26 protein-coding genes and 3 pseudogenes are annotated in these 26,740 nt (G+C 70.8%); 16 read left to right on the top strand and 13 right to left on the bottom strand.

The features are described 5' to 3' along the window. The first annotated feature begins 65 nt into the window (after positions 1-65). The 3 genes and pseudogenes from AC4OXY_RS44420 to AC4OXY_RS44430 all read left to right on the top strand — a co-directional run bounded on the left by AC4OXY_RS44420 (position 66) and on the right by AC4OXY_RS44430 (position 2,760). Positions 66-916: pseudogene (locus tag AC4OXY_RS44420) on the top strand (LysR family transcriptional regulator). A gap of 141 nt (positions 917-1,057) precedes the next feature. After that, the gene (locus tag AC4OXY_RS44425; RefSeq protein ID WP_356031523.1) at positions 1,058-2,137 is read left to right on the top strand and encodes a MerR family transcriptional regulator; all 1,080 of its coding nucleotides are present in this window, start codon (positions 1,058-1,060) and stop codon (positions 2,135-2,137) included. A gap of 164 nt (positions 2,138-2,301) precedes the next feature. After that, positions 2,302-2,760, top strand: a complete 459-nt coding sequence (locus AC4OXY_RS44430) for a DoxX family protein (RefSeq protein ID WP_376291929.1) — start codon at positions 2,302-2,304, stop codon at positions 2,758-2,760. Positions 2,761-3,037: 277 nt separating this feature from the next. On the opposite strand, the gene AC4OXY_RS44435 is transcribed toward AC4OXY_RS44430, so the two are convergent. The 4 genes from AC4OXY_RS44435 to AC4OXY_RS44450 all read right to left on the bottom strand — a co-directional run bounded on the left by AC4OXY_RS44435 (position 3,038) and on the right by AC4OXY_RS44450 (position 5,527). Then, positions 3,038-3,280 (bottom strand): hypothetical protein, encoded by a 243-nt coding sequence (locus tag AC4OXY_RS44435; protein ID WP_356031528.1) that lies wholly within the window; start codon positions 3,278-3,280, stop codon positions 3,038-3,040. Positions 3,281-3,438: 158 nt separating this feature from the next. Beyond that, the gene (gene map / locus AC4OXY_RS44440) at positions 3,439-4,206 is read right to left on the bottom strand and encodes a type I methionyl aminopeptidase (RefSeq protein ID WP_356031530.1); all 768 of its coding nucleotides are present in this window, start codon (positions 4,204-4,206) and stop codon (positions 3,439-3,441) included. A gap of 209 nt (positions 4,207-4,415) precedes the next feature. Beyond that, entirely contained in the window at positions 4,416-4,538 is a 123-nt protein-coding gene (locus tag AC4OXY_RS44445; RefSeq protein ID WP_376291931.1) for a hypothetical protein, read from the bottom strand. Next, on the bottom strand, positions 4,535-5,527 hold the full coding sequence (locus AC4OXY_RS44450; RefSeq protein WP_402065763.1) for a SpoIIE family protein phosphatase: 993 nt from the start codon (positions 5,525-5,527) through the stop codon (positions 4,535-4,537). The genes AC4OXY_RS44445 and AC4OXY_RS44450 overlap by 4 nt, the downstream gene beginning before the upstream one ends. A 334-nt stretch (positions 5,528-5,861) precedes the next feature. Here AC4OXY_RS44450 and AC4OXY_RS44455 point away from each other — a divergent pair, with 334 nt between their 5' ends. After that, the gene (locus AC4OXY_RS44455; RefSeq protein ID WP_491992570.1) at positions 5,862-6,920 is read left to right on the top strand and encodes an alpha/beta hydrolase; all 1,059 of its coding nucleotides are present in this window, start codon (positions 5,862-5,864) and stop codon (positions 6,918-6,920) included. Positions 6,921-6,945: 25 nt separating this feature from the next. Here the strand turns inward: AC4OXY_RS44455 and AC4OXY_RS44460 are convergent. Then, positions 6,946-7,221 (bottom strand): annotated as a pseudogene (locus tag AC4OXY_RS44460) (barstar family protein); the annotation flags it as partial. Positions 7,222-7,317: 96 nt separating this feature from the next. On the opposite strand from AC4OXY_RS44460, the gene AC4OXY_RS44465 reads away from it, so the two are divergent. Both AC4OXY_RS44465 and AC4OXY_RS44470 read left to right on the top strand, forming a co-directional pair. Further along, on the top strand, positions 7,318-7,845 hold the full coding sequence (locus AC4OXY_RS44465; protein WP_356031534.1) for an NUDIX hydrolase: 528 nt from the start codon (positions 7,318-7,320) through the stop codon (positions 7,843-7,845). A 186-nt stretch (positions 7,846-8,031) separates the two neighbouring features. Further along, complete coding sequence (locus tag AC4OXY_RS44470; protein ID WP_356031536.1) at positions 8,032-8,304, top strand: hypothetical protein; 273 nt, start codon at positions 8,032-8,034, stop codon at positions 8,302-8,304. 72 nt (positions 8,305-8,376) lie between these two features. Here AC4OXY_RS44470 and AC4OXY_RS44475 read toward each other — a convergent pair whose 3' ends face one another. Beyond that, on the bottom strand, positions 8,377-9,207 hold the full coding sequence (locus AC4OXY_RS44475; RefSeq protein WP_376291938.1) for a helix-turn-helix transcriptional regulator: 831 nt from the start codon (positions 9,205-9,207) through the stop codon (positions 8,377-8,379). A 74-nt stretch (positions 9,208-9,281) separates the two neighbouring features. Between AC4OXY_RS44475 and AC4OXY_RS44480 the strand changes: the two genes are divergently transcribed. Next, positions 9,282-9,995: an SDR family NAD(P)-dependent oxidoreductase gene (locus tag AC4OXY_RS44480; protein ID WP_491992571.1), complete on the top strand. Its 714-nt coding sequence runs from the start codon at positions 9,282-9,284 to the stop codon at positions 9,993-9,995. 76 nt (positions 9,996-10,071) lie between these two features. Continuing rightward, on the top strand, positions 10,072-10,692 hold the full coding sequence (locus AC4OXY_RS44485) for a dihydrofolate reductase family protein (RefSeq protein ID WP_491992572.1): 621 nt from the start codon (positions 10,072-10,074) through the stop codon (positions 10,690-10,692). Positions 10,693-10,748: 56 nt separating this feature from the next. Here AC4OXY_RS44485 and AC4OXY_RS44490 read toward each other — a convergent pair whose 3' ends face one another. Then, positions 10,749-12,173, bottom strand: a complete 1,425-nt coding sequence (locus AC4OXY_RS44490) for an alkaline phosphatase family protein (RefSeq protein WP_491992573.1) — start codon at positions 12,171-12,173, stop codon at positions 10,749-10,751. 296 nt (positions 12,174-12,469) lie between these two features. Here AC4OXY_RS44490 and AC4OXY_RS44495 point away from each other — a divergent pair, with 296 nt between their 5' ends. Continuing rightward, complete coding sequence (locus tag AC4OXY_RS44495; RefSeq protein WP_376292023.1) at positions 12,470-13,135, top strand: nitroreductase; 666 nt, start codon at positions 12,470-12,472, stop codon at positions 13,133-13,135. 79 nt (positions 13,136-13,214) lie between these two features. Here AC4OXY_RS44495 and AC4OXY_RS44500 read toward each other — a convergent pair whose 3' ends face one another. Beyond that, positions 13,215-14,975 (bottom strand): ABC transporter ATP-binding protein, encoded by a 1,761-nt coding sequence (locus tag AC4OXY_RS44500; protein WP_491992574.1) that lies wholly within the window; start codon positions 14,973-14,975, stop codon positions 13,215-13,217. Positions 14,976-15,606: 631 nt separating this feature from the next. On the opposite strand from AC4OXY_RS44500, the gene AC4OXY_RS44505 reads away from it, so the two are divergent. Beyond that, on the top strand, positions 15,607-17,217 hold the full coding sequence (locus tag AC4OXY_RS44505) for a purple acid phosphatase family protein (protein WP_491992575.1): 1,611 nt from the start codon (positions 15,607-15,609) through the stop codon (positions 17,215-17,217). An 11-nt stretch (positions 17,218-17,228) separates the two neighbouring features. Here the strand turns inward: AC4OXY_RS44505 and AC4OXY_RS44510 are convergent, their stop codons facing one another. Together AC4OXY_RS44510 and AC4OXY_RS44515 are read right to left on the bottom strand one after the other, a co-directional pair. Further along, positions 17,229-18,503, bottom strand: coding sequence for an alpha/beta hydrolase family protein (locus AC4OXY_RS44510; RefSeq protein WP_376291949.1), 1,275 nt, complete (start codon positions 18,501-18,503; stop codon positions 17,229-17,231). A 277-nt stretch (positions 18,504-18,780) separates the two neighbouring features. Beyond that, positions 18,781-19,504: pseudogene (locus tag AC4OXY_RS44515) on the bottom strand (alpha-L-rhamnosidase-related protein); the annotation flags it as partial. 82 nt (positions 19,505-19,586) lie between these two features. On the opposite strand from AC4OXY_RS44515, the gene AC4OXY_RS44520 reads away from it, so the two are divergent. Together AC4OXY_RS44520 and AC4OXY_RS44525 are read left to right on the top strand one after the other, a co-directional pair. Continuing rightward, positions 19,587-19,892: a protein kinase domain-containing protein gene (locus tag AC4OXY_RS44520; protein WP_491992576.1), complete on the top strand. Its 306-nt coding sequence runs from the start codon at positions 19,587-19,589 to the stop codon at positions 19,890-19,892. Between the two features lie 89 nt (positions 19,893-19,981). Then, entirely contained in the window at positions 19,982-20,401 is a 420-nt protein-coding gene (locus AC4OXY_RS44525) for a hypothetical protein (RefSeq protein WP_491992577.1), read from the top strand. Between the two features lie 38 nt (positions 20,402-20,439). Here the strand turns inward: AC4OXY_RS44525 and AC4OXY_RS44530 are convergent, their stop codons facing one another. Then, complete coding sequence (locus AC4OXY_RS44530; protein WP_356031559.1) at positions 20,440-20,637, bottom strand: hypothetical protein; 198 nt, start codon at positions 20,635-20,637, stop codon at positions 20,440-20,442. Positions 20,638-21,111: 474 nt separating this feature from the next. Here AC4OXY_RS44530 and AC4OXY_RS44535 point away from each other — a divergent pair, with 474 nt between their 5' ends. Together AC4OXY_RS44535 and AC4OXY_RS44540 are read left to right on the top strand one after the other, a co-directional pair. After that, complete coding sequence (locus AC4OXY_RS44535) at positions 21,112-21,258, top strand: hypothetical protein (RefSeq protein ID WP_362817975.1); 147 nt, start codon at positions 21,112-21,114, stop codon at positions 21,256-21,258. 152 nt (positions 21,259-21,410) lie between these two features. Then, a complete protein-coding gene (locus AC4OXY_RS44540; RefSeq protein ID WP_356031563.1) occupies positions 21,411-21,653 on the top strand; it encodes a Smr/MutS family protein in 243 nt (80 codons plus the stop codon). A 516-nt stretch (positions 21,654-22,169) separates the two neighbouring features. Here AC4OXY_RS44540 and AC4OXY_RS44545 read toward each other — a convergent pair. Beyond that, positions 22,170-22,691 carry a GNAT family N-acetyltransferase gene (locus AC4OXY_RS44545; RefSeq protein WP_376291957.1) on the bottom strand — a complete coding sequence of 174 codons (522 nt, stop codon included), beginning with the start codon at positions 22,689-22,691 and terminating at the stop codon, positions 22,170-22,172. Between the two features lie 339 nt (positions 22,692-23,030). Between AC4OXY_RS44545 and AC4OXY_RS44550 the strand changes: the two genes are divergently transcribed. Beyond that, the gene (locus AC4OXY_RS44550; protein WP_491992578.1) at positions 23,031-23,987 is read left to right on the top strand and encodes a DUF998 domain-containing protein; all 957 of its coding nucleotides are present in this window, start codon (positions 23,031-23,033) and stop codon (positions 23,985-23,987) included. A gap of 509 nt (positions 23,988-24,496) precedes the next feature. On the opposite strand, the gene grpE is transcribed toward AC4OXY_RS44550, so the two are convergent. Further along, positions 24,497-25,048, bottom strand: a complete 552-nt coding sequence (gene grpE, locus AC4OXY_RS44555; RefSeq protein ID WP_356031569.1) for a nucleotide exchange factor GrpE — start codon at positions 25,046-25,048, stop codon at positions 24,497-24,499. A 220-nt stretch (positions 25,049-25,268) separates the two neighbouring features. Here grpE and AC4OXY_RS44560 point away from each other — a divergent pair, with 220 nt between their 5' ends. Next, a complete protein-coding gene (locus AC4OXY_RS44560) occupies positions 25,269-26,726 on the top strand; it encodes an aldehyde dehydrogenase family protein (RefSeq protein WP_491992579.1) in 1,458 nt (485 codons plus the stop codon). Positions 26,727-26,740 lie beyond the last annotated feature (14 nt).

Consider the following 26,740-nt stretch of genomic DNA (forward strand, 5'->3'; position numbering starts at 1 on the left):
GTGGCGTCGCGGCCGTCCAAGACCGACTGGGTGCACGCCATACCGCACGGGTATCGTCACCGGTCATGGAGCTACGCACGCTGCGATATTTCGTGGCCGTCGCCGAGGAACTCCACTTCGGCCGGGCCGCCGCCCGGCTGCACATGAGCCAGCCACCCCTGAGCAGGGCGATCAGACAGCTGGAGACCGGCCTGGGCACGCCGTTGCTGCACCGCTCCGCGACAGGAGTCGCGCTCACCCCCGCCGGGACGACCCTGTTGAAGGAGGCGCGCGCCCTTCTCGGCCACGCCGACCAGGTACGCATGCGCGTGGCCGCGGCGGCGGGCGTCGTGACGCTCACCGTCGGCATCCTGGCGACGGCACCGACAGAGGAGCCGCCCGGCTCGCCGCCGCGTACCGGCGCCGGCACCCGGGCATCGGCATCCGGGTCCGCGAGACCGACCTGACCGATCCGACGTGCGGGCTGCGCGCGGGACTGGTAGACGTCGCCCTGACCCGCGCACCGTTCGACGAGACCGGTCTGACCGTGCACGACCTGCGGGCCGACCCGGTGGGAGCGGTGCTCCGCGCCGACGACCCACTGGCCCGACGCGAGAAGCTGTTCCTCGCCGACCTGGCGGCCCGGCACTGGTTCCGGTTCCCGGAGGACGCGGACGAGGCGTGGCGGACGTACTGGAACGGTGGCCGATCCCGCCAGGGGCCGGTGGTGCGCGCCGTCCAGGAGTGCCTGCACGCCGTGCTCTGGAACGGCACGGTCGGCATGGCCCCGCTCGGCCACGGACTCCCCGCGGAGCTGACCGTGGTCCCGCTGGCCGACATGCCGCCGAGCCGCGTCGTGGTGGCGACGAACGAGGGCGACACGAACCCGCTGACCCACTCGTTCGTCGGGCTTGCGCAGGCCGCCTACCGGACGTGAACGACGTCATCCGCACGCGCGACGACGTCATCGGTGCGTGCGCCGCGGTCCGTTCGGAGCGGGCCGGTTGACCTTCACCCTGGGGGAGGCCACAGCATCGGTGGGGCCGGGCGACGTGCCCGGCACGAGGAGGGGCGGGGCATGGAGTGGCTGACCATCGGGGCGTTCGCGAAGGCGTCCCGGCTCTCCCCGAAGGCATTGCGTCTCTACGACGAACTCGGCCTGCTCGCACCCGCTCGCGTCGACCCGGTGACCGGCTACCGCCTGTACGCACCGGACCAGTTGGGCCGGGCCCGGCTGGTCGCCTGGCTCCGGCGGCTGGGCATGCCCCTGGCGCGGATCCAGCGCGTCTGCACGCTGGAGGCGGACCAGGCGGCCCAGGAGATCCGGGCGTTCTGGGCTCGGGTGGAGGCCGACACCGCCGCACGACGGGACCTTGCCACGTTCCTCATCGACCATCTGACCTGGAAGGAGCCCACCATGGCCGTGACCGCCAACCCCCTGGAGATCCGGTACGCCGCACACTCCGACGCCGGCCTCGTCCGCGACGGCAACCAGGACACCGTCTACGCCGACGCACACCTGCTCGCCGTCGCCGACGGCTGCGGCCGCACAGGCGCACCCGCGAGCAGGGCCGCCGTCGACGCACTCAAGGGCCTGGAGGCCGAGGGCATTCCGGCCGGCGACCTCCTCAACGTCCTCGAAGACGCCGTCGACCGGGCCCGGCAGGCCGTGCAGGGGGTCGCCGGCACCGGCTCCTCCGTCGAAGCGGCCGGGACGACCCTCACCGCGATGCTCTGGACCGGAGCGCAGATGGCTCTCGTCCACATCGGCGACTCGCGGGTCTACCTGCTGCGCGACGGGCAGCTGTTCCAGATCACCCACGATCACACCCTGGTGCAGTCGATGGTGGACGAAGGGCGTCTCACCCCGGAGGAGGCCGCCTGCCACCCCCAGCGGTCGTTGTTGGTCCGCGCGCTGGGCCAGGGAGCCGACGGCACCCCGGACATGCGTCTGCACGACGCCCGGCCGGACGACCGGTACCTGCTCTGCTCCGACGGTCTGTCCAGCGTCGTACCGGCCGACGAGATCCGCCAGGTGCTCACCGAGTCGGCGGAGCCCGACCAGGCCGTCCGCGACCTCATCGCCCTCGCCAACGGTTCCGGCGGTCCCGACAACGTCAGCTGCGTGGTGGCGGACGTCATGGAGCGCCGGCGGTAGCGGCGCGGCGCGCGTACGTTCCGGGAAGGCACGCCCGGCTCAGAGGAAACCCAGAGCTTCCCGCTGCTGGTGCGGACCTGCACACCGCGCTAGATGTGGAGTGTCATGTCCATGCGGGAACTTGAGTCCGCCGCCAGGTTTCCCCGAACTGAGGAGTGACCCCCATGAACTTCTCGCTCGCAACGACGTTACGCACCGCGCGCCCGGTCGTGCAGGCCGTGTTTCGGCTGGTGACCGGATTCCTCTTCGCCTGCCACGGCGCGGCGTCCCTGTTCGGAGTCCTGGGCGGCTCCCACGGCGGCGGCACCGTGCCCACCCTCCAGTGGCCCGGATGGTGGGCAGCGGTCATCGAGCTGGTGGGTGGCGTCCTGGTGTCCCTGGGCCTGTTCACCCGGGTGGCGGCCGTCGTCTGCTCCGGCTCCATGGCCTACGCCTACTTCAGCGTCCATCAGCCGCACGCGCTGTTCCCGATGGTCAACGGGGGTGAGCCGGCCGTCCTGTTCTGCTGGACGTTCCTGCTGATCGCCTGCCTCGGCCCCGGCGCCTACGCGCTCGACGCGCTCGTGAAGAGGGAGGCGATCACCACGGCGGACGAGAGCCCGGCACCGGTGCCCACCGCGTAGCCCGTCCGACCGGAACGTACCGTGCCATCCACCCCACATACGGCGCGAGAGCCCTTCGGCGAGGCCGAGGGCTCTCGCGTGCCGACAGCAGGCCGAGGGGCCGATGCCGTTGGATCGGCGGACGGTGAACGGGGGGCGGTGGACGCGGGCGGCGGTCAGATTCCGCAACGATGCGCAGCCCGCCCCCTCCCGCATACGCCGACCGCTGACCGGCGGCGGTCGCCACACTCGGGCCGCGCGCCGAGGGCGACGAACCCCGGCAGCGGCGCTGTGCCCGCTATTCGACGGCCGGATCCTCCTGGGCGTGCCGCAAAGCCTCCTTCACGGACTTCTCCAGCTCGAACCGGCTGGTTCCGGTCGCCGCGGCATGCGCGGTGACGGCCGCCTGCACCGCCTCGGCCGCCTCCCGCCAGCGACGCAGCTGCGCTTCGTACTCCTCGCCGTCGAGCCCGGCGAGCTTCGCGCGCTCTTCCTCGGCGGATCGTTCCAGTTTGATCAACTCATCGGGTACCTCTGCCACGGGCACGGATCGTAGACGCCGCGAGCACGGCGAGGAGCGCCGGACGCACCGGCCGATCGGGTGGTCAGAAACCCGTACATCGGCCTCGGCTCGTCGCGACACGGCCAGGACGTACAACACACCCTCGGCTGCCGTCACTTGAGTCAGGTACGGCGGCGTCAGGGCAGGGTCAGGACGCGGGGTCCCTGGTCGGTGATGGCCACGGTGTGCTCGATGTGGGCGGCCCTGCTGCCGTCGGTGGTCCGCAGGGTCCAGCCGTCGATGTCGGTCCGGTAGGTGTTCTGCCCGCCGGCCATGAGCATGGGCTCGATGGCGAGGACCAGCCCGTGGCGGAGGGGGAAGCCCCGGCCGGGGCGGCCGCGGTTGGGGACATGAGGGTCTTCGTGCATGCGGCGGCCGATGCCGTGCCCGCCGAAGTCGGCGGGCATGCCGCAGCCCGCCTTGCGGGCGACGGTGTCGATGGCGTGGGAGATGTCGCCGATGCGACTGCCCACCTGGGCGGCGGCGATGCCGGCGTCGAGGGCCTGCTGGGTGGCGTCGATCAGATCGAGGTCACCGGGGCGTGGCGTTCCGACGGTGAAGGTGATGGCCGCGTCGCCCGTCCAGCCGTCGAGCTCGGCGCCGCAGTCGATGCTCAGCAGGTCGCCGTCGCGCAGCCGGTAGCCGGTGGGGATGCCGTGTGACACGGCGTCGTTGACGGATGTGCAGATCACGGCAGGGAAGGGCACGGGGGCGAAGGACGGCCGGTATCCGAGGAACGGGGAGCCGGCCCCGGCCTCGTCCAGGACCGACCGGGCCGCTTCGTCCAGTTCTCGCAGGGACACCCCCACCCCGGCCGCCTCCCGGGCTGCGGCCAGGGCGCGGGCCACCACGCGCCCGGCTTCCCGCATCGCGTCCAATGCGGCATCGGTCTTGATCTCCACCATGTGCGTGACTCCCCGCAGCACGTCGTTCCAATACTTATACCGGTATTAGTATCACGGTCGTGGTGAGAACTCCTCTGACATCGCGGGAACGGGAACACGGCGAGCGGGTCGGCGCACTGCTGCGTCGAGCGCGGGGCGGGGGGCGCCGCTCCCTGTATCTGGTGTCTGCCGGCGCCGAGCAATGCCGCCGTGGTGGTGAACGTCTCGCGCTACGGCTGCGCGGCCCTGCTGATCACCGACGGCGCGGTCACCCCGGCGATGCCGACCTGGCTCATGTGGGGGGACGGACCGGTCGCCGCCACGGCCGTCGGCCGGTGCTCGACGGCGTTCACCGGTAGCGCAGCAGCAACATCGCGGCGTCGTCCTGGAGAGGTCCGCTGACGTGCTGGAGCAGATCCTGGCGGAGGGTCTCCAGAGCGGTCTCGGGATCGTGGTCCTTGAGCAGATGGGCGCGTTCGGCGAGCGGGTAGAAACGGCCGCCGCGGTCGCGGGCCTCGATGATGCCGTCGGTGTACAGCAGCAGTTGGTCGCCGGGCAGGAAGGCCGCGTGGTACGGCTGCGGGTCGGCGGTGCCGTGCGCGCCCAGGCCGAGGGGCAGCGCGTAGGACTCCGGTTCGGGCAGATCCAGGGTGCCGTCGTCGCGGACCAGCATCGGGGCCGGATGGCCGAAGTTGAGGAACGTGACCTGGTGGGCGCTCACCTCGGCGAGGATGGCGGTGACGAACCGCTCGCCGTCCAGTTGCCGGTCGACGGAGCGGGCCAGTCTGCCGCCGACCTCCACCAGGTCCGCCTCGTCGAGGGCCGCCTCGCGGAACGCGCCGAGGACCAGCGCCGCGGTCTCCACCGCCTCCAGCCCCTTGCCCTGCACGTCCCCGACGATCACCCGTACACCCTGCGGTGCGGCGACGACCTCGTACAGATCCCCGCCGATACGGGCCTCGGCCACGGCCGACGTGTAGGAGACGGCCGCCCGCAGCCGGCCGGCGAGCTTCGGCACGGGCTTGAGCAGCACCCGCTGCGCGGCCTCGGCGATCGACCGGACGCTGTCCAGTTCGGCCTCCCGCTCGCGGCGCAGGAACACGGCCACCAGACCGGCGAGGGTGACGCCGATGACGGAGCCGACGACCATCCAGCCACGGCGTGGCGTGGTCATGTCGTCGTACCAGCCCAGCGCGAAGCACAGCAGCAGCGCGATCACGCCGACACAGGCGGTACGCCGCCAGCCGCCCACCAGCGGGGCGAACGCGGGCCCCACGGCCACCAGCGGCAGGAAACCCAGCGACGGTCCGGTCGCGACGTCGGCCAGCGCCACGGCGCCCATGACCGCGAAGGGCAACACGGACAGCACCCTCGATCGACGACGCTGTGCGGACACGTCCCCCGCCCCCTCCCCCTCAACGTCCGACCGGCACGGTGTGGCACATCATCGCAGACGTACCCATTGCCTCTCATAAGCAGGCGACAGCCCCATAGACCGGCTCGGGCGTGGAACGCACGGGCGGCCGCAGACGTCTCACCAGTTGATCGCGAATCGGTCTTCATGCTGGTCCACGGCGTCCGACCGTGCCCGGGTCACGGTTTCATCAACGGCGCTCACCTGTGATTCCGTGGCGCGGCTACAACCGTCCGAGATTCACCTGCTGGGGGGATTGTCCATGAGCCTGACCGGGACGTCGTTCTTCGTCCTGCTGATCGTGGCCACCATCGTGTGCGTGGCCGGCACCATGGTGCTCTGGGCACGGCTCAGAGGGCCCCACACGGTGCGGTGGGTACTACGGCTGGTGATGATCGGTCTGTGCCAGCTCACCGCGATCTCGGTGATGGCCACCTGGATCAACAACGACTACGGTCTGTACGCCTCCTGGGACGACCTGCTGGGCAACGACAACGGAGCCGCCGTCGCCATGCCCGGCCCGCCGGCCGACCGTGCGAAGTTCACCCACAGTGCCACGGGAGTGCTGGACACCTACTTCCGTGGCAAGCACTCGCAGCTGTCCGGACAGGTGATCGTCTGGACGCCGCCCCAGTACAACCAGCCGCAGTACCGTCACACGCGCTTCCCGGTCGTGATGCTGCTGCACGGCGTGCCGGGCAGCCCGGCGTCCTGGCTGGAGCACGGCGGCATGCCGGGGGACTTCGAGAACGTGGTCAAGTCGGGCGCCGCGCACCCCTTCATCCTGGCCATGCCGGTGGTCGACCCGGGCGGCGTCGACACCGACTGCACCGACCAGCCCAACCGGAAGGTCGCCACGTGGATGGCGCGTGACGTGCCGGAGCTGATCAGCAAGCAGTTCCGTACCGTCGCCGGACCCAAGGGGTGGGGTCTCATGGGCTTCTCCACGGGCGGCTTCTGCGCCACGCGCCTCCCGCTGGCGTACCCGAAGGTCTTCGGCTCCGGTGCCGCACTGGATCCCGATCCGCTCACCGGCGACACGAGCGTGATCTCGGACCCGGTCTCCCGCGAACGCACCAGCCCCACGTACATGGTGAAGCGCAGCAAGGCGGTGGTGAACCTGTTCCTGGCCACGTCGGCCGAGGACCGGCTCAGCCCCCCGCACTACATCGAGCAGTTCGTGAAGGAGGCCGCGCCGACGATGGTCCGGACACAGACCATGGTGCTGCCGAGCGGCGGCCACAACTACAACACCTGGACGCGCCTGTACCCGGCGGCCTTCACCTTCCTGAGCCGCCACACCACCGCACCGAAGGCCTGAACACGGACCCCGTGAGGGCTGCCGTTCAGGCCAGCGTGACGTGCATGCCGCCCTCGGCCAGGGCATCGAGCCCGTCGGCTGAGCGGTCGCGGTGCTCGCCGTGCGGCGTCGGCGTCCGGGACAGGTGCGCGCGGGCCGTCGCGGCGTTCCGCCGGAGCAGGGTCGTCGGGGCGGTGCAGCCGAACCTGCCGCGCAAGCAGTCGACCAGCGCGGCCAGGCAGCGGCCGGAGTAGCCGCCCGGTCCGTCGAGTGTGTAGGCGTGACCGGCCCAGGCACGCGGGGCGTCCGGCGGTCCGGCGAGCCGGCTGCGGTCGGTGCGACAGACGTTCTGTGTGTCACCCGTGAGTCGGGGCGTGCGGGCGGGTGGGACGGGGCAGAGTGATCTTGGAGGGTGCCGATGACCGCACGTGACGTATCCGTGGACGCGACCGCCGGGGCGTGGTTGCCACGAGAGGAATGGGTCAGGACACAGCCCCGGGCGCTCATCGCCTCGTGCGTCCTCGTGTGCGACAGCGGAGGCCGGGTCCTCCTGCTCCGCTACGGACCGGATGAGCCGCGTGCCGGTACGTGGTGGCTGCCGGGCGGAATGCTCGATCACGGGGAAGATCCCTGCACGGCGGCACACCGGGAGATGCGCGAGGAAACGGGTGTCGAACTGGACGTCGTGCCGAGGCTCATCGGTATCGACCACCGTGCCGACGTCGGCGGCACGGGACCGGTCCTCGACTGCTACTTCCATGCTGGGGTCCTCGACGAGGGCACCCCGATCCGGCTGAGCCCCGAGCACGACGACCACACCTTCACCGATCTCGACGGCCTGGAGCGGCTGATGACCGCCGATCACGCGGCAACGCTCAGAGCCCTGTGTGCCGCAGCCGTCCGGGACACGGTCGTCTGCCTGCGCGAGGGCCTCGCCCCGGCGTGAGCCCCCGCGTCGCTCACCGAGGTGCCTCGCCTGCATGTCGGGCCCGGACGATGCCCCGAGGAACTCCGCCGAGCCGTGCCACGACAGGCCACGGACCACTCGTCAGGCCGACGACGGCCGACGACGGCGGGTGGATCGGCCACGACGGCACCCGCATTGTCAGTGGTGGCTGCGAGGCTGGCCGGTATGGACAGCGAGGATGAGCAGCTGCTGCGCGGCCGGGTCTACGGCCAGGACCACGACGACCCGGGCCCACGGCCGGGACAGCGCTACGTCGAGCTGGTCGGCGGCCCGCTGGACGGGCTGCTGCTCGACATCACCGGCCGGACGCCGGACGACCTGGGCGCCAGTGTCGCCCTCGCCACCGAACTGGGGCGGTTCGGCGCGGGCGGGCGTGCGATATACGCCCCGCGCCCCGGCGACCGGTGCCGCTTCGACTGGGTCGGCGACGCCCCCTGACCCTGTCGGGGGCGAGAGGTGGCTCCTGTACCCGCGTCACAGCCAGCGGGTGGACGAGCGCGTCGTCCAGGCCTACCGCGCGGACGTGGAACCCTCGTTGTGCGGTACCAGGGACTCCAGGACGCGGGCCGAGCGTGAGCCGGGGGCGCCGGTGATCAGGACCACCTCCTGGTCGTCCTCCGGCACCAGCAGCACATCGCAGTTGAGCTGTAGCCTGCCCAGCTCCGGATGGTCCAGGGTCTTGGCCCGGTGGCCCGGCGCATGCACCGGGTGGGTCTGCCAGATCCTGCGGAACTCCGTGCTCTGCGCGTGCAACTCCTCCAACAGAAGGGTGAGTTGGGGATCCTGCGGGTAGCGCTCGGCCGCCCGGCGCAGCCGGGCCACCGCGACGGCCCCGAACTCCCGTGTGCTGGAGGTCTCGTACGTCTGCCCCGTGCCGAGGAAGCGCCGCCGGGCCAGGTTGGTCGTGTGCCGGGCCAGGTCGTCGCCCAGCAGAGCCCGGGCCGCAGGATTCCAGGCGACCACACCGTAGGCGGCGTCGGTGACGATCGCCGCGGTCGCGGGCAGCCGTTCGAGCAGCCGTGCCACCTGCGGCCGCGCCTGACGTACGAGGCGTGCGGCAGGCGGTGCGGCCGCGCCCGCGAGCTGGAACAGATGACTGCGCTCGGCCGGTTCGAGCCGCAGTGCGCCGGAGAGCGCGTCCAGGACGCGGGGTGAGGGGCGGGGGCCACGAGCCTGTTCGAGCCGGACGTAGTAGTCGACCGACATGTGCGCCAGTTCCGCGACCTCCTCCCGGCGCAGTCCGGGCGTACGGCGCGGGGCGCCCTCCGGGAGACCGACCTCCCGCGCGCTCAGGGCCGCCCGGCGTTCCCGCAGGAAGCGGGCCAGTTCCTGCCTCGCCATGCCGCTGCCTCCTCGTCCTGCCTGGTACAGGTGATCCCTGGCAGGACGGTGCCGGCCGGGGAACCGTGGCTGACATGAACGATCGCACAGCACTCGTCACCGGTGCCAACAAGGGCATCGGCCACCACATCGCCCGCCTGCTCGCCGCCGAGGGCTGCACCGTGTACGTCGGCTCCCGTGATGCGGGGCGCGGGGAGGCCGCGGCCGCGTCGATCGGCTCCGGCGCCCGGCCGCTCGTCCTCGACGTCACCGATGCGGACGGCATCGCACGCGCCGCGGCCCGCGTCGACCGGCTGGACGTACTGGTCAACAACGCCGGTGTCGCCGTCACGCTCGACCCGCCCGCCGAGGCCCGCCTCGCGGACCTCCGACAGACCTACGAGACGAACGTCTTCGGCGTCGTCGCCGTCACCAACGCCTTCCTTCCCGCCCTGCGCCGCTCGGCCCGGCCGCGCATCGTGAACATCACCAGCGGCACCGCATCGCTGTCCTGGAGCACCGGCCCCAACCCCCAGTTCACCCCGGGCAACGGCTACGGCGCCGCATACCGCTCCTCCAAGGCCGCGCTGAACGCGCTCACCGTCTTCTACGCGCAGACACTCGGCGAGCCCTTCAAGGTCAACGCGCTCGCCCCCGGCGCCCGGGCCACCGATCTCAATCCGCGGGCCAGGGCTCGGGGCGGCGATCCGGAGGAGGGCGCACGGGGTGCCGTACGGCTGGCGCTGTTGCCGGACGACGGGCCGACCGGCGGCTTCTTCTCCTGGGACGGCACGCGGGTGCCCTGGTGAACTCTTGACACCACTTCAAGTGTAGTACTACATTCAAAGCACTACATCAGAAGTGCCATGAATGGAGTTACCGAAGATGCGAAAGCTCGTGTACTACGTGGGCGTCTCGCTCGACGGCCGCATCGCCGGCCCCGGCGGCGAGTACGACTTCTTCCCCGCAGGTGACGAACAGCAGTCCGCCGCGTACTCGGCCTGGACCAACGCGCTGTACCCCGATACGGTCCCGTCCGCCTTTCGCGCCCCGCTCGGCCTCGCCGACGTGCCGAACCGGCACTTCGACACCATCGTCATGGGCCTCGGCGCCTATCGCCCCGCCCTCGACGCGGGGGTCACCAGTCCGTACGCGCACCTGCGGCAGTACGTGGTGTCGAGCACCCTCAAGCCCGACATCGACCCGGCGGTCACCGTCGTACCGGGCGACCCGCTCGCCCTCGTGCGCGACCTCAAGAGGGAGGACGGCGCCGGACTGGACATCTGGCTCTGCGGCGGCGGCAAGCTCGCCGGCGCCGTTCTGCCCGAGATCGACGAACTGGTGATCAAGAGCTACCCCGTCGTCGCGGGCGCCGGGGTTCCGGCGTTCGACGGTGCCTTCGACCCGACAGTCTTCGACGTCGTCGCGCGCACCGCCTTCCCCGGCGGCAACACCCTCACCCACCTCACCCGCCGCCAGGCGGTCCGCACACCGGCCTCGTCGTGAAACGCGGGACAGCCCCTGCCGTTGTCGGCGGCAGGGGCTGAGTGTTCCGGCCGTTCTCAGATGTGCGGACGGTGGCCCTTCTCCTGGCGGGGGAAGGACTGGGCGGCTCCGGGAAGCTTCGGTCTCGGCAGCGTGGCCACCTCTTCCTTCGCCTTGTGCAACTGCTCGGCGGTGTCGTGGGGGAGCCGGGGCGGGCGGGGGCGGGCGTCGCGGAAGCGGAAGGCGGTGGTGAGGTCCCCGAAGGCGGCGCGCCGCCAGGCGCTGATGTTCGGCTCCGCCACCCCGGTGAACCGCTCCAGGAAACGCAGGGCGGAGGTGTGGTCGAAGGCCTCGGAGGCGACCCAGCCGCCCACGGTCCACGGCGAGATGATGATGGCCGGCACGCGGAACCCGCCACCGATCGGCAGGCCGTGGACGTACTCGTCCGGGGTCCCGCGAGGTGGGGTCGGCGGGGCCACGTGGTCGAACAGACCGTCGTTCTCGTCGTAGTTGAGGATGAAGACGGTCTTGCGCCACACCTTCGGGTTCGACGCGATCGCCTCGATCTTCGAGGCGACGAAGTCCGCGCCGGCCGCGGGGAGGTAGTCGGGGTGCTCCGACTGGTAGCTGGTGGGCATGATCCACGACACGGCCGGCAGCCGGTCGTGTCGGGCATCGTCCTCGAAGGTACCCGCGGGCCGCTTGCGCACGCCGCGCTCGTACAGCTCCGAGCCGGGCCGTGCGTTCTGGAAGGCCGCGAACTGTTCGAGCATGTTGCAGCCGTAGTTGTCGTCCTGCTGGTACACCTTCCAGCTGACACCGGCGGCCTGGAGGCGCTCGGCGTACGTCTTCCAGCGGTACGGCGTCGGCGCGTCGTTGCTGATGACCGGACCGCCGTGGGTGCCGTCGGGGTCGATCGAGCCGGTCATCCACATCAGGCGGTTGGGCCAGGTGGGGCCGAACACCGAGCTGTAGTAGTTGTCGCAGATGGTGAAGGTCTCGGCGAGCGCGAACTGGAAGGGGATGTCCTCGCGCGTGTAGTAGCCCATCACGTAAGGGCCGTTGACGCCGTCGGCCTTGCGGTGCGCGGGCAGCCAGCGGTCCATCTTGCCGTTGTTCCACGCCTCGTGCTGGACGGACCAGGCGTGACTGGTGGACGGGATGGCCTGCGCGCTCGACTTGTGGGTGTCGAGGTGGAAGGGCAGCAGATAGCCCTTCGGGTTCTTGGCGTCGGGCTGGTAGAAGACGCTGCGGCCGGTGCCGAGCCTGAGGGCGTGCGGGTCGCTGAAGCCGCGGACACCCGAGAGCGTGCCGAAGTAGTGGTCGAAGGAGCGGTTCTCCTGCATCAGCATGACGACGTGTTCGACGTCGTGCAGCGAGCCGTGTGCGGGGGGTCCGGAGGCGACGGCCTTCTGGACGCTCGGCGGGAGGAGGGAGAGGGCCGCGGCGCCGCCCAGCGCGCCCGCTGACCCGAGCAGTCTACGGCGTGTCAACTCGGGCATGAATGCCCTTTCTTGAGCGAGAGCGGATTCCGTAGGGACGGCCCCGGCCCCGGCAAAGGGCGAGGCCGCCCATTACTCTCTGCCCAGGACAGAGGAGCACATCAGGGGTGAATGGTGAACTCGCGGCCAACGCGCGGAAAGGGGTTGGCCAAGCTGTTACCGCCCACACCCGCCCGTCGCCCCGTTGTCGTCGTCCGTTCTCGGGCGAGTGGACAGACGCCGTGCCCGCGAATTCGCCGAAGACGCCGCTGAATACGGTGGGGGCGGGTTGCGGTCGAGCGGAAGGACGGGAAGACGTGGATGTGTATGAGGCCGTCGACAGTCGACGGGCCGTGCGGGCGTTCAGCGATGAGCCGGTGCCCAAAGAGGTACTCGAACGTGTGCTGGCCGCGGCGACGCGGGCTCCGTCGAGCGGGAACCTCCAGCCGTGGCATGTGTACGTCGTGGCCGGCGAGCCCCTGGCCGAACTGAAGAGGCGTGCGACGGCCAGGGCGCTGGCGGGAGACCCCGGTGACGAGCGGGAGTATCCGATGTACCCGGCCGAACTGACCTCGCCCTATCTGGACCGTTTCACCGCTGCCGCCGCCCAGCGGTACAAGGCCCTCGGAATCGAGCGCGACGACCCCGACAGACCCAAGAAGATCGCTGCGCTGAACTCGGAGGCGTTCGGGGCGCCGGTCGTGCTGTTCTGCTACCTCGACCGGACGATGGGGCCCGGACAATGGGGTGACGCGGGCATGTTCCTGCAGACGGTCATGCTGTTGCTGAGGGCGGAAGGGCTGCACAGCTGTCCCCAGGTCATGTGGACCATGTATCGCAAGACGGTCGACCGGACCGTCGGAGCCGACGACGGGCTCGTACTGTTCTGCGGTGTCTCGGTGGGGTTCGAGAAGGAAGGCGTGCCACGGCTGCGTACCGGACGGGCGGACATGGCGGAAACCGTGAGCTTCATCGGAGTGTGACCGAGAGGCGCCCGGACACACGGTGTTCGCCGGGCTCCGCGGGCGGTCGAGTCCTGATGCCCCCGCGGTCCCCTCGTTCTCAGGCGGCCTCGGGCTCTGGCTCCGGGCTCGTTCTCGCCGACAGGCCCGGGGTCGTCATGGCCACGGTGCCGTCCGTGAGGTGGAGGACGAGGTCGGCCTGGGCCGTCAGGCGCAGGTCGTGGGTGATGAGGAAGGTCGTACGTCCGGCCGTGAGGCGGCGCAGCGGCGCCATGATCCGGGCCGTGGAGTCGTCGTCGAGTCCGGCCGTGGGCTCGTCGAGGATCAGCACGGGCGCCGTGCGCAGCATGGCCCGAGCGAGGGCGATCCTGCGGCGCTGGCCGCCGGAGAGGTTGTTGCCGCGTTTGCCGGCGGGGCTGTCGTAACCCTCTGGCAGCGTGCTGACGAAACCGTGCGCGTCGGCCGCGACGGCCGCGGCGATCATGTCGGCCTCGGTGGCGTCGGGGCGGCCGTAGAGGATGTTCTCGCGGACCGTGCCGTCGAAGAGCATGCTGTCCTGCGGAAGCAGGGTGATCTGTCGGCGCACCTCGTCGACCGGGAGCCCGGCGATGTCCCGGCCGTCGAGCAGGATGCGGCCGCGAGACGGCTCGTGGAAGCGCAGCAGCAGTTTGCCGAGGGTGGACTTGCCGGTGCCGCTCGGTCCCGTGACCGCGACGAGCAGGCCGGGGGCGATGTCGAGGCGCACTCCGTTGAGCACGGGACGGCCGCTGCCCGGGTAGGAGAAGCCGACGTCCTCGAAGGTGACGGCGCCGCGCACCGGTTCGGCGAGCGGCGGGGCCTCCGGCCGAGGGGGGTCGTCGCGGACCGTTCCGGTGCGCAGCACCTCGATGAGGCGTTCGCAGGCGGCGGTCGCGGAGGAGGCGCTGACGACTATTTCGCCGAGTTCCTGGAGCTTGGGGTGGAGATAGCCGAGGAAGGCGGCGAAGGTGAGCAGGCCTCCGACGCTCAGGTGGTGTTCGGAGATCTGCCAGGCTCCGGCGCCGATCACGGCCAGCACGCTGACGGTCTCGACCAGTTCACCCATCGGGCCGTACACCGACGACAGCAGGATCTGCCGCAGTCCGGCCCGCATCCAGTTGCGCCCCTCGCGGTGCACCTTGCCGCGCTCGGCCTGCTGGCGGCCATAGGCCTGCACCAGGGGCATGTTGGCGAGGCTCTCCTCCAGCAGGGTGGCCAGGCGGCCGTTGCTGTCGCGTTCGGCGCGGGTGGCGGAGCGCATCAACGTGCCGAACCACCGGGCGCCGAACCAGATCAACGGGGCGGCGGACAAGGTGATCAGAGCCAGCTGCCAGCTTGTCCAGAAGGCCGCCACCGCGAACACCAGGGCCCCGGCGGCGGAGGTGATCAGCTCGACCGGCGCGGAGGCCACCAACGACTCGACGGTCTCGATGTCGCCGGTCAGCCGGGCGACCAGATCGCCGGTGCCGAAGCGGTCCAGGGCGTCCGGTGGGACCGCTTGGAGATGCTGGAAGACCCGGTCGCGCAGGCCGAGCAGGAAGTGCTCGCTGGTCCAGCCCGCGAGATAGCCGCCCGCCGCGGAGGCGACCGCACCGGCCACGGCGAGCCCCAGCCAGAGAGTGGCGGGCCCCCAGAAGGCGGCGAGGTCGCCGGGGGTGAGCACGTCGTCGGTGAGGACCCCGACGATGCCGATCGCGCCCGCGTCGCACCCGGCGGCGACCACCAGCAGCACGGCCGACACCAGTACGGCCGCACGGTTGACGCTGACCAGCGGCCAGAACGTGCGGAACGCGGCCAGCGGGGAGATTCGGGCGTGGCGCATCCGCGAGGGGGCCGAAGACACGGAAGAAGGCCACGACGACGGTGAGGGCGATGAAGACGCTGGAGACGATGACGGTGACGGGGCATCGGCCGTGGCTCCCGCCCCGGGACCGGCCACGGGCGTGGTGCTGGGTGCAGCGATGTGCATGGCCGACACTTCCTGGGCGCTGCCCGGTCCGACGGCGTGCCGGGGTCCGCCGTGCACATGTGCTGTGCGTGCGGACCCCGGCACGGTCTGCCTGTGTGGGTCGTGTTCCGCGATGCGCGGCTACTTGGCAGCGGCCTTCTTGTGCTTGCGGTGGTGGTGCTTCTTGTGGTGCTTGGCCTTGGCGGCACCGGATTCCTTCTTCTTGGCCTTCTTGGCCAGTGTGATCTTCGCGAAGGACATCGTTGGTATCCCTTCATGACGGGCAGTCGACCGACGCTGATCGCGGCCGGCTTCGCCTTGTGTCGCACCTGTGAGTACGGGGACGCCCGGTGCCTCGCTCAAGAAGGAAGGTGAGCGTTGGCCTATATTCCCTTACTGAATCCGAATATCCGAATCCGCCTGGCGGACGTCATGACCAGGTGGCCATGCGGTGTTCACCCGGGCGCCGTAGAGGAGCGTCAGTGTGCGGTGGTCGTCAGCTCAACTGCGCGTCAGGGAGGGCTCCATGACCACACAGGCCGAAACACCGGACGGGACGCCGAAGGCATCCGAGGGGGTCAGCCGGCGCCACGCGCTGAGCCTCCTCGGCACCGCGGGGGCCGGCGCGGCCGTCACTCCCTTGCTCGGAGCCGGCACGGCGCAGGCCGCCCCGGTCACCGCCCCGGCTCTGCACCGCACCGCGGACTCGTCCGGCGCGTCTCCGGTCCAGGGACTCCACCTGACGTTCGGGGCCGACCCGCGGACCCAGATGACGGTGTCGTGGATCACCGACCGGCCGGTGACCAGACCGGTGGTCCACTACGGCACGCTGGAACACGGCTTCGGGTCCAGCGCGGCGGCCCGCACGGTCAGTTACGTCGACGGCACATCCAGCCGCACGGTCTACGTCCACCACGCCTCGCTGAACCGGCTCACCCCCGGCACCGACTACCTTTACCTCGCCACCCACGAGGGGACGACGCCCGACAGCGGTACGTTCCGCACCTCGCCTCGCGGACGCATGCCGTTCACCTTCACCAGTTTCGGCGACCAGTCCGCTCCGCAGGTGACCTGGGCGGCCAACGGCACGGCGGCCCTCGACGCGAACTCGACGCCCGCGACCAAGGACATCGTCACCGGCATCGAGCAGGTCGCACCGCTCTTCCATCTGCTCAACGGCGACCTGTGCTACGCCAACCTCGATGTCGACCGGGTGCGCACCTGGAACAACTTCTTCACCAACAACACCCGCTCGGCGCGCTTCCGCCCCTGGATGCCGGCCGCCGGAAACCATGAGATCGAGAAGGCCAACGGCCCGCTCGGCCTGGGCGCGTACCAGACCTACTTCTCCCTCCCTTCCACCGAGACCGACGAGGAACTCGCGGGTCTCTGGTATGCGTTCACGGTCGGCTCGGTGCGGGTGATCGTGCTCCAGAACGACGACAACTGCCTCCAGGACGGCGGCGACGTCTACATCAGCGGCTACTCCGGCGGACGCCAGCTCGCCTTCCTGGAGAGGGAACTGAAGGCGGCGCGCTCTTCCCGCGACATCGACTGGGTGGTCGTCGCCATGCACCAGGTGATGATCAGCTCCTCGGACGCGAACGGCGCGGACCTGGGCCTGCGCCAGAAGTACGGTCCCCTGTTCGACCGGTACGGCGTGGACCTGGTCCTGTGCGGTCACGAACACAACTACGAGCGTTCGCTGGCCGTCCGCGGAGTCGTCACGGGCAGTGAGACACTCACGCCCCGCCCGGTCTCCGGGAGCACCGACTCCATCGACACGGGGCTGGGCACCGTACACATGATCCTCGGCGGCGGAGGGGTCTCGGGGACCACGAACCAGAAGTTCTTCACCGACGGGACCGCCAAAGTGATCACCGCGGTGTCGGCGACAGCCGGCGCGAACGGCAAGCGCACCTCTGCCTACACCAAGGAGCAGGCCGTCTGGATGGGTGTCCGGGACGTGGAACACCCCTACGGCTTCGCGGCCTTCACCGTCGACCCGGGCCGGCACGCAGGCGACACCACCCGGATGCATGTGACGTACTACAACGTGAACAAGCCGCACGGCGAGCTGTCGGTCTTCGAGAACTTCACCCTCCACCGCAGGCGCTCCGACGGCCACGCCGGGTAGCCACGCGTCCCTCAGCGCACGAACATCATGTCGGGGTACCGCGCCGACGGCCCCTCCAGCAGCTTCCCGCAGCGGCCGCGCAGCCAGTGGTCGAAGTACGCCGTGATGTAGGCGTCGTTGGTGCGTATCGCGGTGCCCGGGTCGATCGTGCCGATGTCGTCGATCCGGTCGGCGCGCCGCAGATGCAGCTGGGGTACGAGCGCCTCCGCGTCGGTGAACGAGGCGTGTTCCGAGCCGAGCAGGGTCAGCTGACGGGTCCAGCCCGGAGTGTGTTCGCGAAACGCCCGCCAGCCAGGCCCGGTGTCGGTCCTGCCGTCCTTGCCCAGCAGCAGGAGGGGCCTGTCGAGACCGTGCCGGGCGACCGGCATGAGCGTGCCGTCGTAGTTGGTGAGGTTGCCGTCCATGTCGATGCCCGCGGAGATCCGGTGGTCGGAGTCCATCGACTGGGCGGCGGCGGTGCCGCCCAGCGAGTGGCCGAACATGCCCACCTCGGAGAGGTCGAGTGCCCCGGTCAGACCGGCGGGCAGCCGCCGGCCGTCCGCGTCGGGGTTCCGGCCGCTGTCCAGCAGGCGCAGCTGGTCCAGGACGAAGCCGGTGTCGGTGACACGGACGGCCAGCGACTTGCGGATGAAGGGGTCGGCCTGGGAAACGGGGGGCGGCGACATCGTCGCCAGGCTGCCGTCGGGGAACTGGACCTCGGGTGACTCGTAGGTGTTGTCGATGGAGACGACGACGTAGCCGTGGCTCGCCAGATCGGCCGCCAACGTGGTGCCCCAGGTGCGGGGTTCGCCGAGACCGGGGGAGTAGAGCACCACCGGCAGACGCCCGCCGTGTCCGGTGGCCACGGGTGCGTCCGCCGCCACATGGGTGACGGTGCCGGCCCAGTCGGTGCGGCCGACCGTGGTGTGCAGCCCGAGGAGGCCGTCCGCGGTGACGCTGTCGAAGTGCGCGGCGGCCGCGGGCAGCATGTACGGGGCCTGCGGATGGTGGTTGGTCCGGGCCGCGGGGTAGTAGACGGTGATCATCAGTTCCCGGTGCTTGCGGCCGGCCTTCCACGGGTCCGGGCGTGAGCGGTCCACGAGGTGCAGGGGAACCGCGCCCACGCCGTACCGGCCGGAGGGGACCGGCAGCGTCGGCTTCCGCACGGGGGGCGGAGAGGAGCCGGCGGGGACGGCCGCCTGCGCGGGCAGGGCGGCCGTCAGGGCGCAGAGGGCGGCGACGGTGCAGGCGGTAAAGGCGCGGAGCCATAGGGCCGGGCGACGTGTGTACGGGTGACGCTTCGTCATACAGCCAGCATGGTCCCGCGCCGAGCGCCGTACATCGGGGAAGCCCCGGATCACCGCTCGGGGTCCCACTGACTTTTCCCTGACGGACAAGGCCTGCGGACCGAGACCGGTCTTCGGGCGCGCGAGTGATCATTCGTGCGATGCCGTCAGCTCGTAGTGTCCGGAGGGCAGCCGGTAGGAGGCGGTGCCGTCCGTGAAGCCCAGGTACTGGACGCCCCGGACACGGGACACGGGAGTCCTGCCCTCACGGACACCGGACGGGTCGGAGGTGGGGAGGGGCGAGCAGCGTGACCAGTTGGCGGCGCTGGGCCTCGGTGTCGTAGAAGCCGAGCTTGAGCACCCACCGCAGCGCCGTCCGGGAGTTGTCCTCCGTCCTGGTGGTGCCGCCCGGGGTCACGGGCGAGGCGTCGCCGAGACCGGAGAGCACCGAGGACGCCGCCCTCGGTGCTCAGGTACGTGGTGATGAAGGCCCGTTTGATGTGCGAGAAGAGGTCCTGGTAGGCGCGGGCCTCGGCGGTACGGCCGGTGGCGGCCGCCATGTCCGCCATCAGCCGGGCGCTGTAACCGCAGTAGACGTCGCTCATCAGCTGGGTGCTGGTCTGCTGGAAGGCGAGCCAGTCGCCGTAGATCGCGCCCTGCCCGGTGCAACCGTCCCCGGTGAGTGCGCGGATCCAGTCCGTGTACGCCGTCATCGCCGTCCAGCCGCGGTCGATGACGGTGGTGTCGCCGGACATCTGCCACACCGTCCAGGGGACGACGACGCCGCAGTCCGACCAACCGCTCGCCGGTTCCGGCGAGTTGTACCGGTTGCCGGGCGCGACATGGGTGAACTGGGCGTGGTCCGCGCCGTAGGTCCGCTGGGAGTCGACGAGGATGTCCTCGAAGTGGCTGAGGAACGCGACGGCGTCCACGTTGTACAGGCCGGTGTGGGAGAACAGCTGGGTGTCGCCCGTCCAGCCGAGACGCTCGTCGCGCTGCGGGCAGTCGGTGGGGACACGGAGCGGGGCGGTGCCGGTGACGCCGGAGGCCGGGTACAGGGTCGGAGGCCGGTATCGGCTGCATGAACCCATCGGCCGGGGCGGGATGGGCGTCGTCTGGCAGGCCCGGAACGAACTGCTGGACCGGCGCGTGGCGGTCAAGTGCGCCCGCCCGGACGACTCCAGAGCGGCCCAGCGCCTGATGAAGGAGACGCGGTACGCCACACGGCTGCACCACCCCAACGTCGTGGCCGTGTTCGACTACGCCGCCGAGGGCGACGCCTGCTGGATCGTCATGGAGTACGTCCCCTCGCGCAGCCTGGCCCAACTGACGTCCGAGCGGGGACCGTTGACCCCGCAGGAGGCCGGCTCGATCGACGGCAGATCGCGGCGCGCCGGCGAAGTCCCATGACGAGGGCCTGGTGCACGGCGATGTGACACCGGAGAACATCCTGGTCACGAAGGACGGAGTGGCCCGGCTGACGGACTTCGGGATCGCGCGTGGCCCTGTGGAGCGAGGTCACCCGGACCGGCACGCACACCACGACGGTCACGGTGCGCGGCAAGCCCCGCTATCTTGCGCCCGAGGTGGCCGAGGGCAGGGCGCCGGACGCGATGGCCGAGGGTCCCAACGACGGGGAGGGCGACGGCCACGGCCACACGTTCGACTTCGTCATCAGGGGCAACTACTGCGAGACCCTGAAGGCGTCGCAGGCCCTGATGTTCGAGGACGTACACCATGTCACCGTCGTCGGCAACACCTTCGCCGCCGCCACCGACCACCCCATCGGCCCGGCCATCCACTCCACGGGCGCCCACGTACGCGGCAACAGGACCAACCCGCGGGTCCGCTACGACGTCGGCATCGACGCCTCCTACCGGCCCGGCTACCGCGGCCCGAGGCCGGGCGGTGCTCCCTGACGCCCCGGGCCGGGCCGGCGTTCCGGCCCCGCGCGCCGTCAGTGCCGAAGCCGCTCGGCCGTGGCGAAGAGCGCGCAGGCCAGCACGATCAGCAGGAAGCTCACCACGGCCTCGTAGCCGTGGAGGAACGACAGTCGCCCCACCACGCCGACGTGCCAGTGGGTGAACTCCTGCACCAGGCCCAGCACCCCTTGCACGAGAGCGATGAACCCGGCGACTTCCAGCACCTTCTTCATGCCCACGATGGTGGCCCGCGGAGGTGGCCGCGCGCATCGGCCGGGCGTCGGCACGGCTGCGCCGAAAGTGCGCGCTCCGATCGGGGCGGACAGCCGAAAGTCGCTCCCCCCGCGACTTCGGTAGCAGGCCGTCGGTGTATCGCCCGTGGACTTCGCACCGACGTGGCGCCGGCTTCGCACCGACTGCGCGTCGGCGGATACGGCGGATGCGCCGCGGGCGATGTTTAACGATCTTTCCCGCCCGCGCGGTGACTCCGTGCGCCCGGCATTGATCTTTGCGAACAGCTGGTACGGCGCGGTCGCAGGGCGCGCGGGACATGCCGGTGACCAGCCCGGCGGTCGAACCGCCCGGGGGCGGGGTCACCCGAACGGCTCACGCCGCCGTCGGTCCGATATGCCGTGTTCGCCCGTTTGGGGCAAGCTGGAGGCGGATCCGTTGCCCATCCCGTGATCACTGTTGTGCCGGGAGGCGTCATGATCGTGGTGGCCTTGCTTGTGCCGGTGATGGTCATGCTCGTCGTGTTCGCCCTGGACGCGTACGAGGATCTGTTGTTCCCGCCGCAGACGAAACCCCGGCCGGATCAGGAGACGCTCGACCCGACGCGAGATTCCGGGCACTGATCACAGACGTCCGCGGTGCTCCGGGGGCGGCCCGTGGGTGCCGGGGGAGGTCGGATCGAACGTGCCCATGGGAGGCTTCCCGGGGACCGCGAGGGCGGTCCGGTCCGCCCCGCGGTCGGCGCAAGCCCCGCAGCACCAGGAGGCTCCCTGTGATGTCGCTCGATCTCCACCCCATCTTCCGGAACAACCGCGACATCGAACTGGCGCTGCGTCAGTTCCTCTTCAAGGCGAACCACGCGGGCGAGCCCGTCGCGGAGATCATCCCGGGCAAGGGTTCCGGGCGGCTCAGGGCCCGCGTGCTGGCGTTCCTGGACCAGAAGCACATCCGGAAGCTGTACATCCGGCGCGAGGTCGACGCGGGCAACACCGGGCGCATTCTCCTCTACTTCCGGTGATCCGGTTCCGGCTCTACCCTCCCCCTGCGTCGTACGGCGGTGACGCCCGGCTCCAGACGGCGTCGAACCGGCCGATGACGCGGCGCAGTTCGCGAGCGCTTCGAGGTGACAGGGCCCGCATCACGGTGTCGAGCAGAGCGCGGGCTTCGAGAGGACTGTCGCAGCAGTCCCAGTGCGTGTTTCCCCCTTCCTGGTCCCGCCACAGTTCACGTGCGGGACGATGGACGTATCCCTGCCACAGGCGCACGGCTGAGCTGACGTCTCCTGGGCGCAGATAATTGCGGGTGCGCTCAAGACAAGAGATCTCCGAGAGCGCGCGTGAGGACAAGCCGTCGATGACGGGTGTCGTATTCCGCGTCCGGCGGCCGGAGTTGCCGGCCCGGAGCTGTCCCGGCCGGCTACGCGGCATGGACCTTTCGGTTGATCGTCATGCCGCGCATCATGTCATGTCCTCGAACGGTGTTTCGAGAGGATTTTCGGCGGCCGCCTCTCGCCTGCAGTCCGCCGTCCGCCGAGTCAAGCCCTGTGCATGTCCCGCTGCCATCGGATCTCGCCGTCGTGCCAGGTGTCGGTGCGGGTGAGTCCGGCTGTCGTGGCCACCGTCGCGGAAGCCCGGTGTTCGGGGTGGATGTGTGCGACGACGGTGTGCACCGGCAGTCGGCCGAGCAGGTCGACGAGTCCCCGGGCCGCTTCGGAGGCGATGCCCCGGCCCTGCCACAGTGTGCCCACCACCCAGGCGATCTCCGCGGTGAGGCCGTGCTCGGAGGGGGAGACCGTCGCCTGCACGGTGCCCGTGAGACAGGACTCGTCGCGGAGCAGGATCACCCAGTTCAGCCAGGAGACGGCCGGGTCGGGGGAGCCCGCGGTCAGGCGCCGGTAGCGCGAGCGCAGGGCCTGCGGGGTGTCCGGCGTACCGCCGATGAAGGTGTGCAGGGCCGGATCGGACAGCACCTCGGCCATCTCGTCGGCGTGCTCGACGCGCAGCGGCAACAGGTCCAGTCGCGCGGTGCTGATGGCCCGGGCCGTGAGGTCGCTCATGCCGCGACCCTACTCCGACCTCCTCATGAGATCGCCCCGGCAGCCACGGACTTGGGACTGCCGGGGCGACCGCGCATGATGAACTCGGCTCTGGTTCCGGCTACTTGATGGAGACATCCAGGTGCCGGTTCCGGTGGCGGAGGTCTCCGGGAGGAGTACGGGAGTGAAGGCCGGCGAGGACGTGCGGGAGCTGCCGGGGGCAGCAGTCGCGCCGAGCGCAGGGCCTTGTCGTCGGTCGCCTTCCAGCCGAGGGCGACCGGACCGGCGGTCGTGCCGGGAATTCACCACGCACGTCGATCCCTCGTGTCCGCAGCGCCGTCGCGTACCGTATGGGCGGTAATGACGGAAATGACCGTACGACTTTCGGACGGCAACGGCACCGGTGCGAGCTCGACGGAATTGGTTCATGTGACATGGGGTCCGGCGCGGGGCGCGGCTTCGACGGCCGCGTCGGCGCTGCTGTGCGTCGCTGCCGTTCTCTACAACGACTGGCTGCTCCAGTTCTTTGTGACCACCGGTCTGCCGCAGGCCAGCTCCTATGTCAGCGAGACCTTCGCGGCCGATCAGCCGCACCGGGTGCTGTTCGGCACCGTGGAACTTTCCTGCGCAGCCATACTGATCGCCGCCGCGGCGCTGGCCGCGCGCTCCGCGCCATGGGGCCTGACACTGGCAGGCTGGAGCGCCGTCGGGGTGTTCGGCGGCTGCTCCGTCCTGGACGTGCTGCTGCCGATGGGATGCGCGCCGTCGGTGGAGCACGGCTGCCCGCCCGACAACTTCCAGCACACCACCACCAGCGGTCTGGTCGAATGCGCGCTGTTCATGTCCATGGCGCTGTTCGGCCTTGCGGTGCGCCGTCCTGATCAGGACCGCCCTGTCCCGGACCGCGCTGTCACGGCCAGTGCTGCCCCCGGCCGTCCGGGACAGGTCGCGGGCCGGTGGGCGCCGTACCTGATGCCGGTGTCGATGGCATCGGCGATCGCCACCGTAGGCCCTTATCTGGGACACCCCGGCGGCCAGGGCATCGCCCAGCGCATCCACCTCGTGAGCGTCGCCGTCTGGTTCGTCCTCCTCGCCGTCGAGGCCCGCCGTGCGGGCTCGCCGCCGGGGCACCGGGAGGGGGATTCCGGCCGCGGTGACCCGGATGGTGCGCAGGCCGCCCTCGCCGCCGCCGGGCCTCTCGCCCCGCAGCTCCCCGATACGCCGTCCACGCGTGTCCACGGCTATGTGACTCCCGGCCGCCCGTCTGGTCCGTCCCACCGGCCCCGGGCCTCTTCGGACCTCCAGGACGGGCAGTAGCCGTCCATGGCTCGGCGGTGTGGTCGCCACGGACGGTCTCATGGGCGCCGCACCGGAGGGTGAGGCGCCGTGTCTCGGCGAACTCCGGGCACGCATCCTGGCCGACGGTGATGAGCTGGTCGTCCGGCAGGTCCGGTGGGAGCGGGTGGCCATGCGTCACGGGGACGTGTGTGTGCCGCTGGCCGCGGTGCGGCGGGTGACGGTTGAAGGGAACGGGGGGCGGTCGAAGGGGACGGGTGGTGGGCCCTGCGCGGGGTGCGGCGCGGCGGCCTCCGTGTCCCCGGCGTCCTGTGCCTCCGCACGCGCGGTCACGGCGGGCGGGACCTCGTGGCGGTGGCGGCCCGGCAACCACGTGGCGTGCGTCGAGCTGGGGCCGTCCGCTCCGTTCTGCCTGCTCGCCGTATCCGCGAAGGACGGACGGACGGTCGGGAGGGCGAGGCCGTGGCGTGAGGCTGCGCCGGGCCGCGCCGATGCTCGATGCCTCCACACCCTGGCGCCAGCCGAGGCCGTCACTGACGTCGATGATCACGCCCTGCACACGTGAGGCTCGGGCAGGCTGCGTGCGCTGTCGCGCCGAATGGCCGGTGCCCTGGATCGGGCCCGAGCGGGTTGGCCGCGGGTGGCTGCGGCCCGGTGACCTCGACGGTGGCCGGACGGAGCAGTCGGGCGCCGTGGCGGTAGCCGGTGCGCAGGATCTTCGTGCAGATCGGCCGGTCCGCGTCCGGGGAGGCGTGATGGGTGAGGGCGTCGTGGCACGCCGGATCGAAGGCGTCGCCCTCCTCGCCGAAGGCCTCGACTCCCAGGGATCCCAGCTGTGTTCGCAGGGTGTCGGCGATGTCCCGCAACCCCGGTGTCATGGCCTCGTGCGCGCAGGCGCGGTCGACGGCGTCCAGGGCGGGCAGCAGGGTGCGCAGGACGTTGGCCACGGCGGCCTCGCCCAAGGCCAGCCGGTCCCGGTGCACCCGCTTGCGGTAGTTGTCGTACTCGGCCTTCACCCGTTGCAGGTCGGCCGTGCGCTCCTCCAGCAGGCCGTGCAGCCGGGCGGAATCCGGGTCCGGCAACCGGCCCCGCTCCATCGTCGGCTCACCTCCGGATCACGTTCCTCACAGCCTGGATAGAACGTGGGCCGTTTCATGTCAAGGGCCCTCGAACGGTAGCGAGCCACCGAAGGCGAGCCCCGAACCATTGACAGGAAACCTGTCGCTCACCAGACTCCAGACCAACAGGAATCCTGTTGGTTGAAATTTCAGCGATCGGGCGATCAACGCTGGGGAGCAGGCCATGACGACCACCTTCGACATCGACCCCGGGCACCTGTTCATCGACGGCCAGTGGCGCGAGGCCACGGACGGCGCTCGCATGGAGGTCGTCGACCCGTCCACCGGACAGGTCGTCACGACCGTCGCGCACGCCGGTGCCGGTGACGTCGACGCCGCCGTACGCGCGGCCAGGGACGCCTTCGACCGCGGACCGTGGCCGCGGATGAGCGGCCGCGAACGCGGTCGCGTGCTGCACCGCGTCGCCGAGCTGATCCGGGAACACGCCGAGGAGATCACGGCCCTGGAGAGCCTCGACGTCGGCAAGCCGATCTCCCTGTGCGGCGCCGTCGACGTGACGAACGCGGCCGACGACTACGAGTACTACGCCTCCCTCGCCCAGAGCCAGGACGGCGCCACCCGCGACACGCCCCTGAGCGCCCTCGCCTACACCCGCCGGGAGCCGCTCGGCGTCGTCGCCGCCATCACGCCCTTCAACTTCCCGCTGATCCTGGCCGGTTCGAAACTGGCCCCGGCCCTCGCGGCGGGCAACACCGTGGTGCACAAGCCCGCCGAGGAGACCCCGCTCAGCGCCCTCCGCATGGCCCGCCTGCTGCAGGAGGCCGGCGTTCCCGACGGGGTGGTCAACGTCGTCACCGGCACGGGCCCGGTGGCGGGCGAGGCCCTGCTGCGCCACTCCGGCATCGACAAGGTCGCCTTCACCGGCTCCACCGCGGTCGGCCGACATGTGGCGAGCGTCGCGGGCGAGGGACTCAAGACCGTCATGATGGAACTCGGCGGCAACGCGGCCCACCTCGTCTTCGAGGACGCCGACCTGGAGAAGGCGGTCGGCGCGATCATCAAGGGGTTCGTCTTCAACACCGGCCAGTTCTGCATGGCCGGCCCCCGGCTGCTGGTCGCCCGGCCGGTGCACGACACCCTGGTCGGCATCCTCGCCGAGGCGGTCGCGCAGGTCCCCGTCGGGGACCCGCGCGATCCGAGGACCGTCGTCGGACCGATGGCGGGGGAGAAACACCTCAAGAAGGTCGAGGAGTACGTCGAGCTGGCCCGCAAGGAGGGCGCCAGGGTGGTCGTCGGCGGCGAGCGCCTCGACCTGAACGGCGGCTACTACTACCGGCCCACGGTGATCACCGGCCTCTCCAACGACTCCCGTGTCGTCCAGGAGGAGCTCTTCGGCCCCGTCCTCACGGTCCAGCCGTTCGACTCCGAGGGCGAGGCGGTGGCGCTCGCCAACTCCACGCCGTACGGCCTCGCCTCGGGTGTCCAGACCAGCCGGCTGGCCCGAGCCCACCGCGTCGCCGAGCAACTGCACGCCGGCATCGTCTGGATCAACGACTGGGCCGTGCTCGACCCCGCCGTCCCCTTCGGCGGGGTCAAGGACTCCGGATTCGGCCGCGAGTACGGCCCCGAGGCCCTCGCTTCCTACAGCAAGGTCAAGTCCGTCGTCGTCTCGCTCGACTGAGCGCCCGAGCAAAG

It is taken from the genome of Streptomyces sp. HUAS MG56 (assembly GCF_058673395.1).

What these genes read in the sequence shown, in the direction of transcription:
- AC4OXY_RS44425 (WP_356031523.1), top strand. Translation starts at nt 1,058, where the DNA reads ATGGAGTGGCTGACCATCGGGGCGTTCGCGAAGGCGTCCCGGCTCTCC.
- AC4OXY_RS44430 (WP_376291929.1), top strand. Translation starts at nt 2,302, where the DNA reads ATGAACTTCTCGCTCGCAACGACGTTACGCACCGCGCGCCCGGTCGTG.
- map (WP_356031530.1), bottom strand. Translation starts at nt 4,206, where the DNA reads ATGGTGGAGATCAAGACCGATGCCGCATTGGACGCGATGCGGGAAGCC.
- AC4OXY_RS44450 (WP_402065763.1), bottom strand. Translation starts at nt 5,527, where the DNA reads ATGGGCGCCGTGGCGCTGGCCGACGTCGCGACCGGACCGTCGCTGGGT.
- AC4OXY_RS44455 (WP_491992570.1), top strand. Translation starts at nt 5,862, where the DNA reads ATGAGCCTGACCGGGACGTCGTTCTTCGTCCTGCTGATCGTGGCCACC.
- AC4OXY_RS44465 (WP_356031534.1), top strand. Translation starts at nt 7,318, where the DNA reads ATGACCGCACGTGACGTATCCGTGGACGCGACCGCCGGGGCGTGGTTG.
- AC4OXY_RS44470 (WP_356031536.1), top strand. Translation starts at nt 8,032, where the DNA reads ATGGACAGCGAGGATGAGCAGCTGCTGCGCGGCCGGGTCTACGGCCAG.
- AC4OXY_RS44475 (WP_376291938.1), bottom strand. Translation starts at nt 9,207, where the DNA reads ATGGCGAGGCAGGAACTGGCCCGCTTCCTGCGGGAACGCCGGGCGGCC.
- AC4OXY_RS44480 (WP_491992571.1), top strand. Translation starts at nt 9,282, where the DNA reads ATGAACGATCGCACAGCACTCGTCACCGGTGCCAACAAGGGCATCGGC.
- AC4OXY_RS44485 (WP_491992572.1), top strand. Translation starts at nt 10,072, where the DNA reads ATGCGAAAGCTCGTGTACTACGTGGGCGTCTCGCTCGACGGCCGCATC.
- AC4OXY_RS44490 (WP_491992573.1), bottom strand. Translation starts at nt 12,173, where the DNA reads ATGCCCGAGTTGACACGCCGTAGACTGCTCGGGTCAGCGGGCGCGCTG.
- AC4OXY_RS44505 (WP_491992575.1), top strand. Translation starts at nt 15,607, where the DNA reads ATGACCACACAGGCCGAAACACCGGACGGGACGCCGAAGGCATCCGAG.
- AC4OXY_RS44510 (WP_376291949.1), bottom strand. Translation starts at nt 18,503, where the DNA reads ATGACGAAGCGTCACCCGTACACACGTCGCCCGGCCCTATGGCTCCGC.
- AC4OXY_RS44520 (WP_491992576.1), top strand. Translation starts at nt 19,587, where the DNA reads ATGGGCGTCGTCTGGCAGGCCCGGAACGAACTGCTGGACCGGCGCGTG.
- AC4OXY_RS44530 (WP_356031559.1), bottom strand. Translation starts at nt 20,637, where the DNA reads ATGAAGAAGGTGCTGGAAGTCGCCGGGTTCATCGCTCTCGTGCAAGGG.
- AC4OXY_RS44535 (WP_362817975.1), top strand. Translation starts at nt 21,112, where the DNA reads ATGATCGTGGTGGCCTTGCTTGTGCCGGTGATGGTCATGCTCGTCGTG.
- AC4OXY_RS44540 (WP_356031563.1), top strand. Translation starts at nt 21,411, where the DNA reads ATGTCGCTCGATCTCCACCCCATCTTCCGGAACAACCGCGACATCGAA.
- AC4OXY_RS44545 (WP_376291957.1), bottom strand. Translation starts at nt 22,691, where the DNA reads ATGAGCGACCTCACGGCCCGGGCCATCAGCACCGCGCGACTGGACCTG.
- AC4OXY_RS44550 (WP_491992578.1), top strand. Translation starts at nt 23,031, where the DNA reads ATGACGGAAATGACCGTACGACTTTCGGACGGCAACGGCACCGGTGCG.
- AC4OXY_RS44560 (WP_491992579.1), top strand. Translation starts at nt 25,269, where the DNA reads ATGACGACCACCTTCGACATCGACCCCGGGCACCTGTTCATCGACGGC.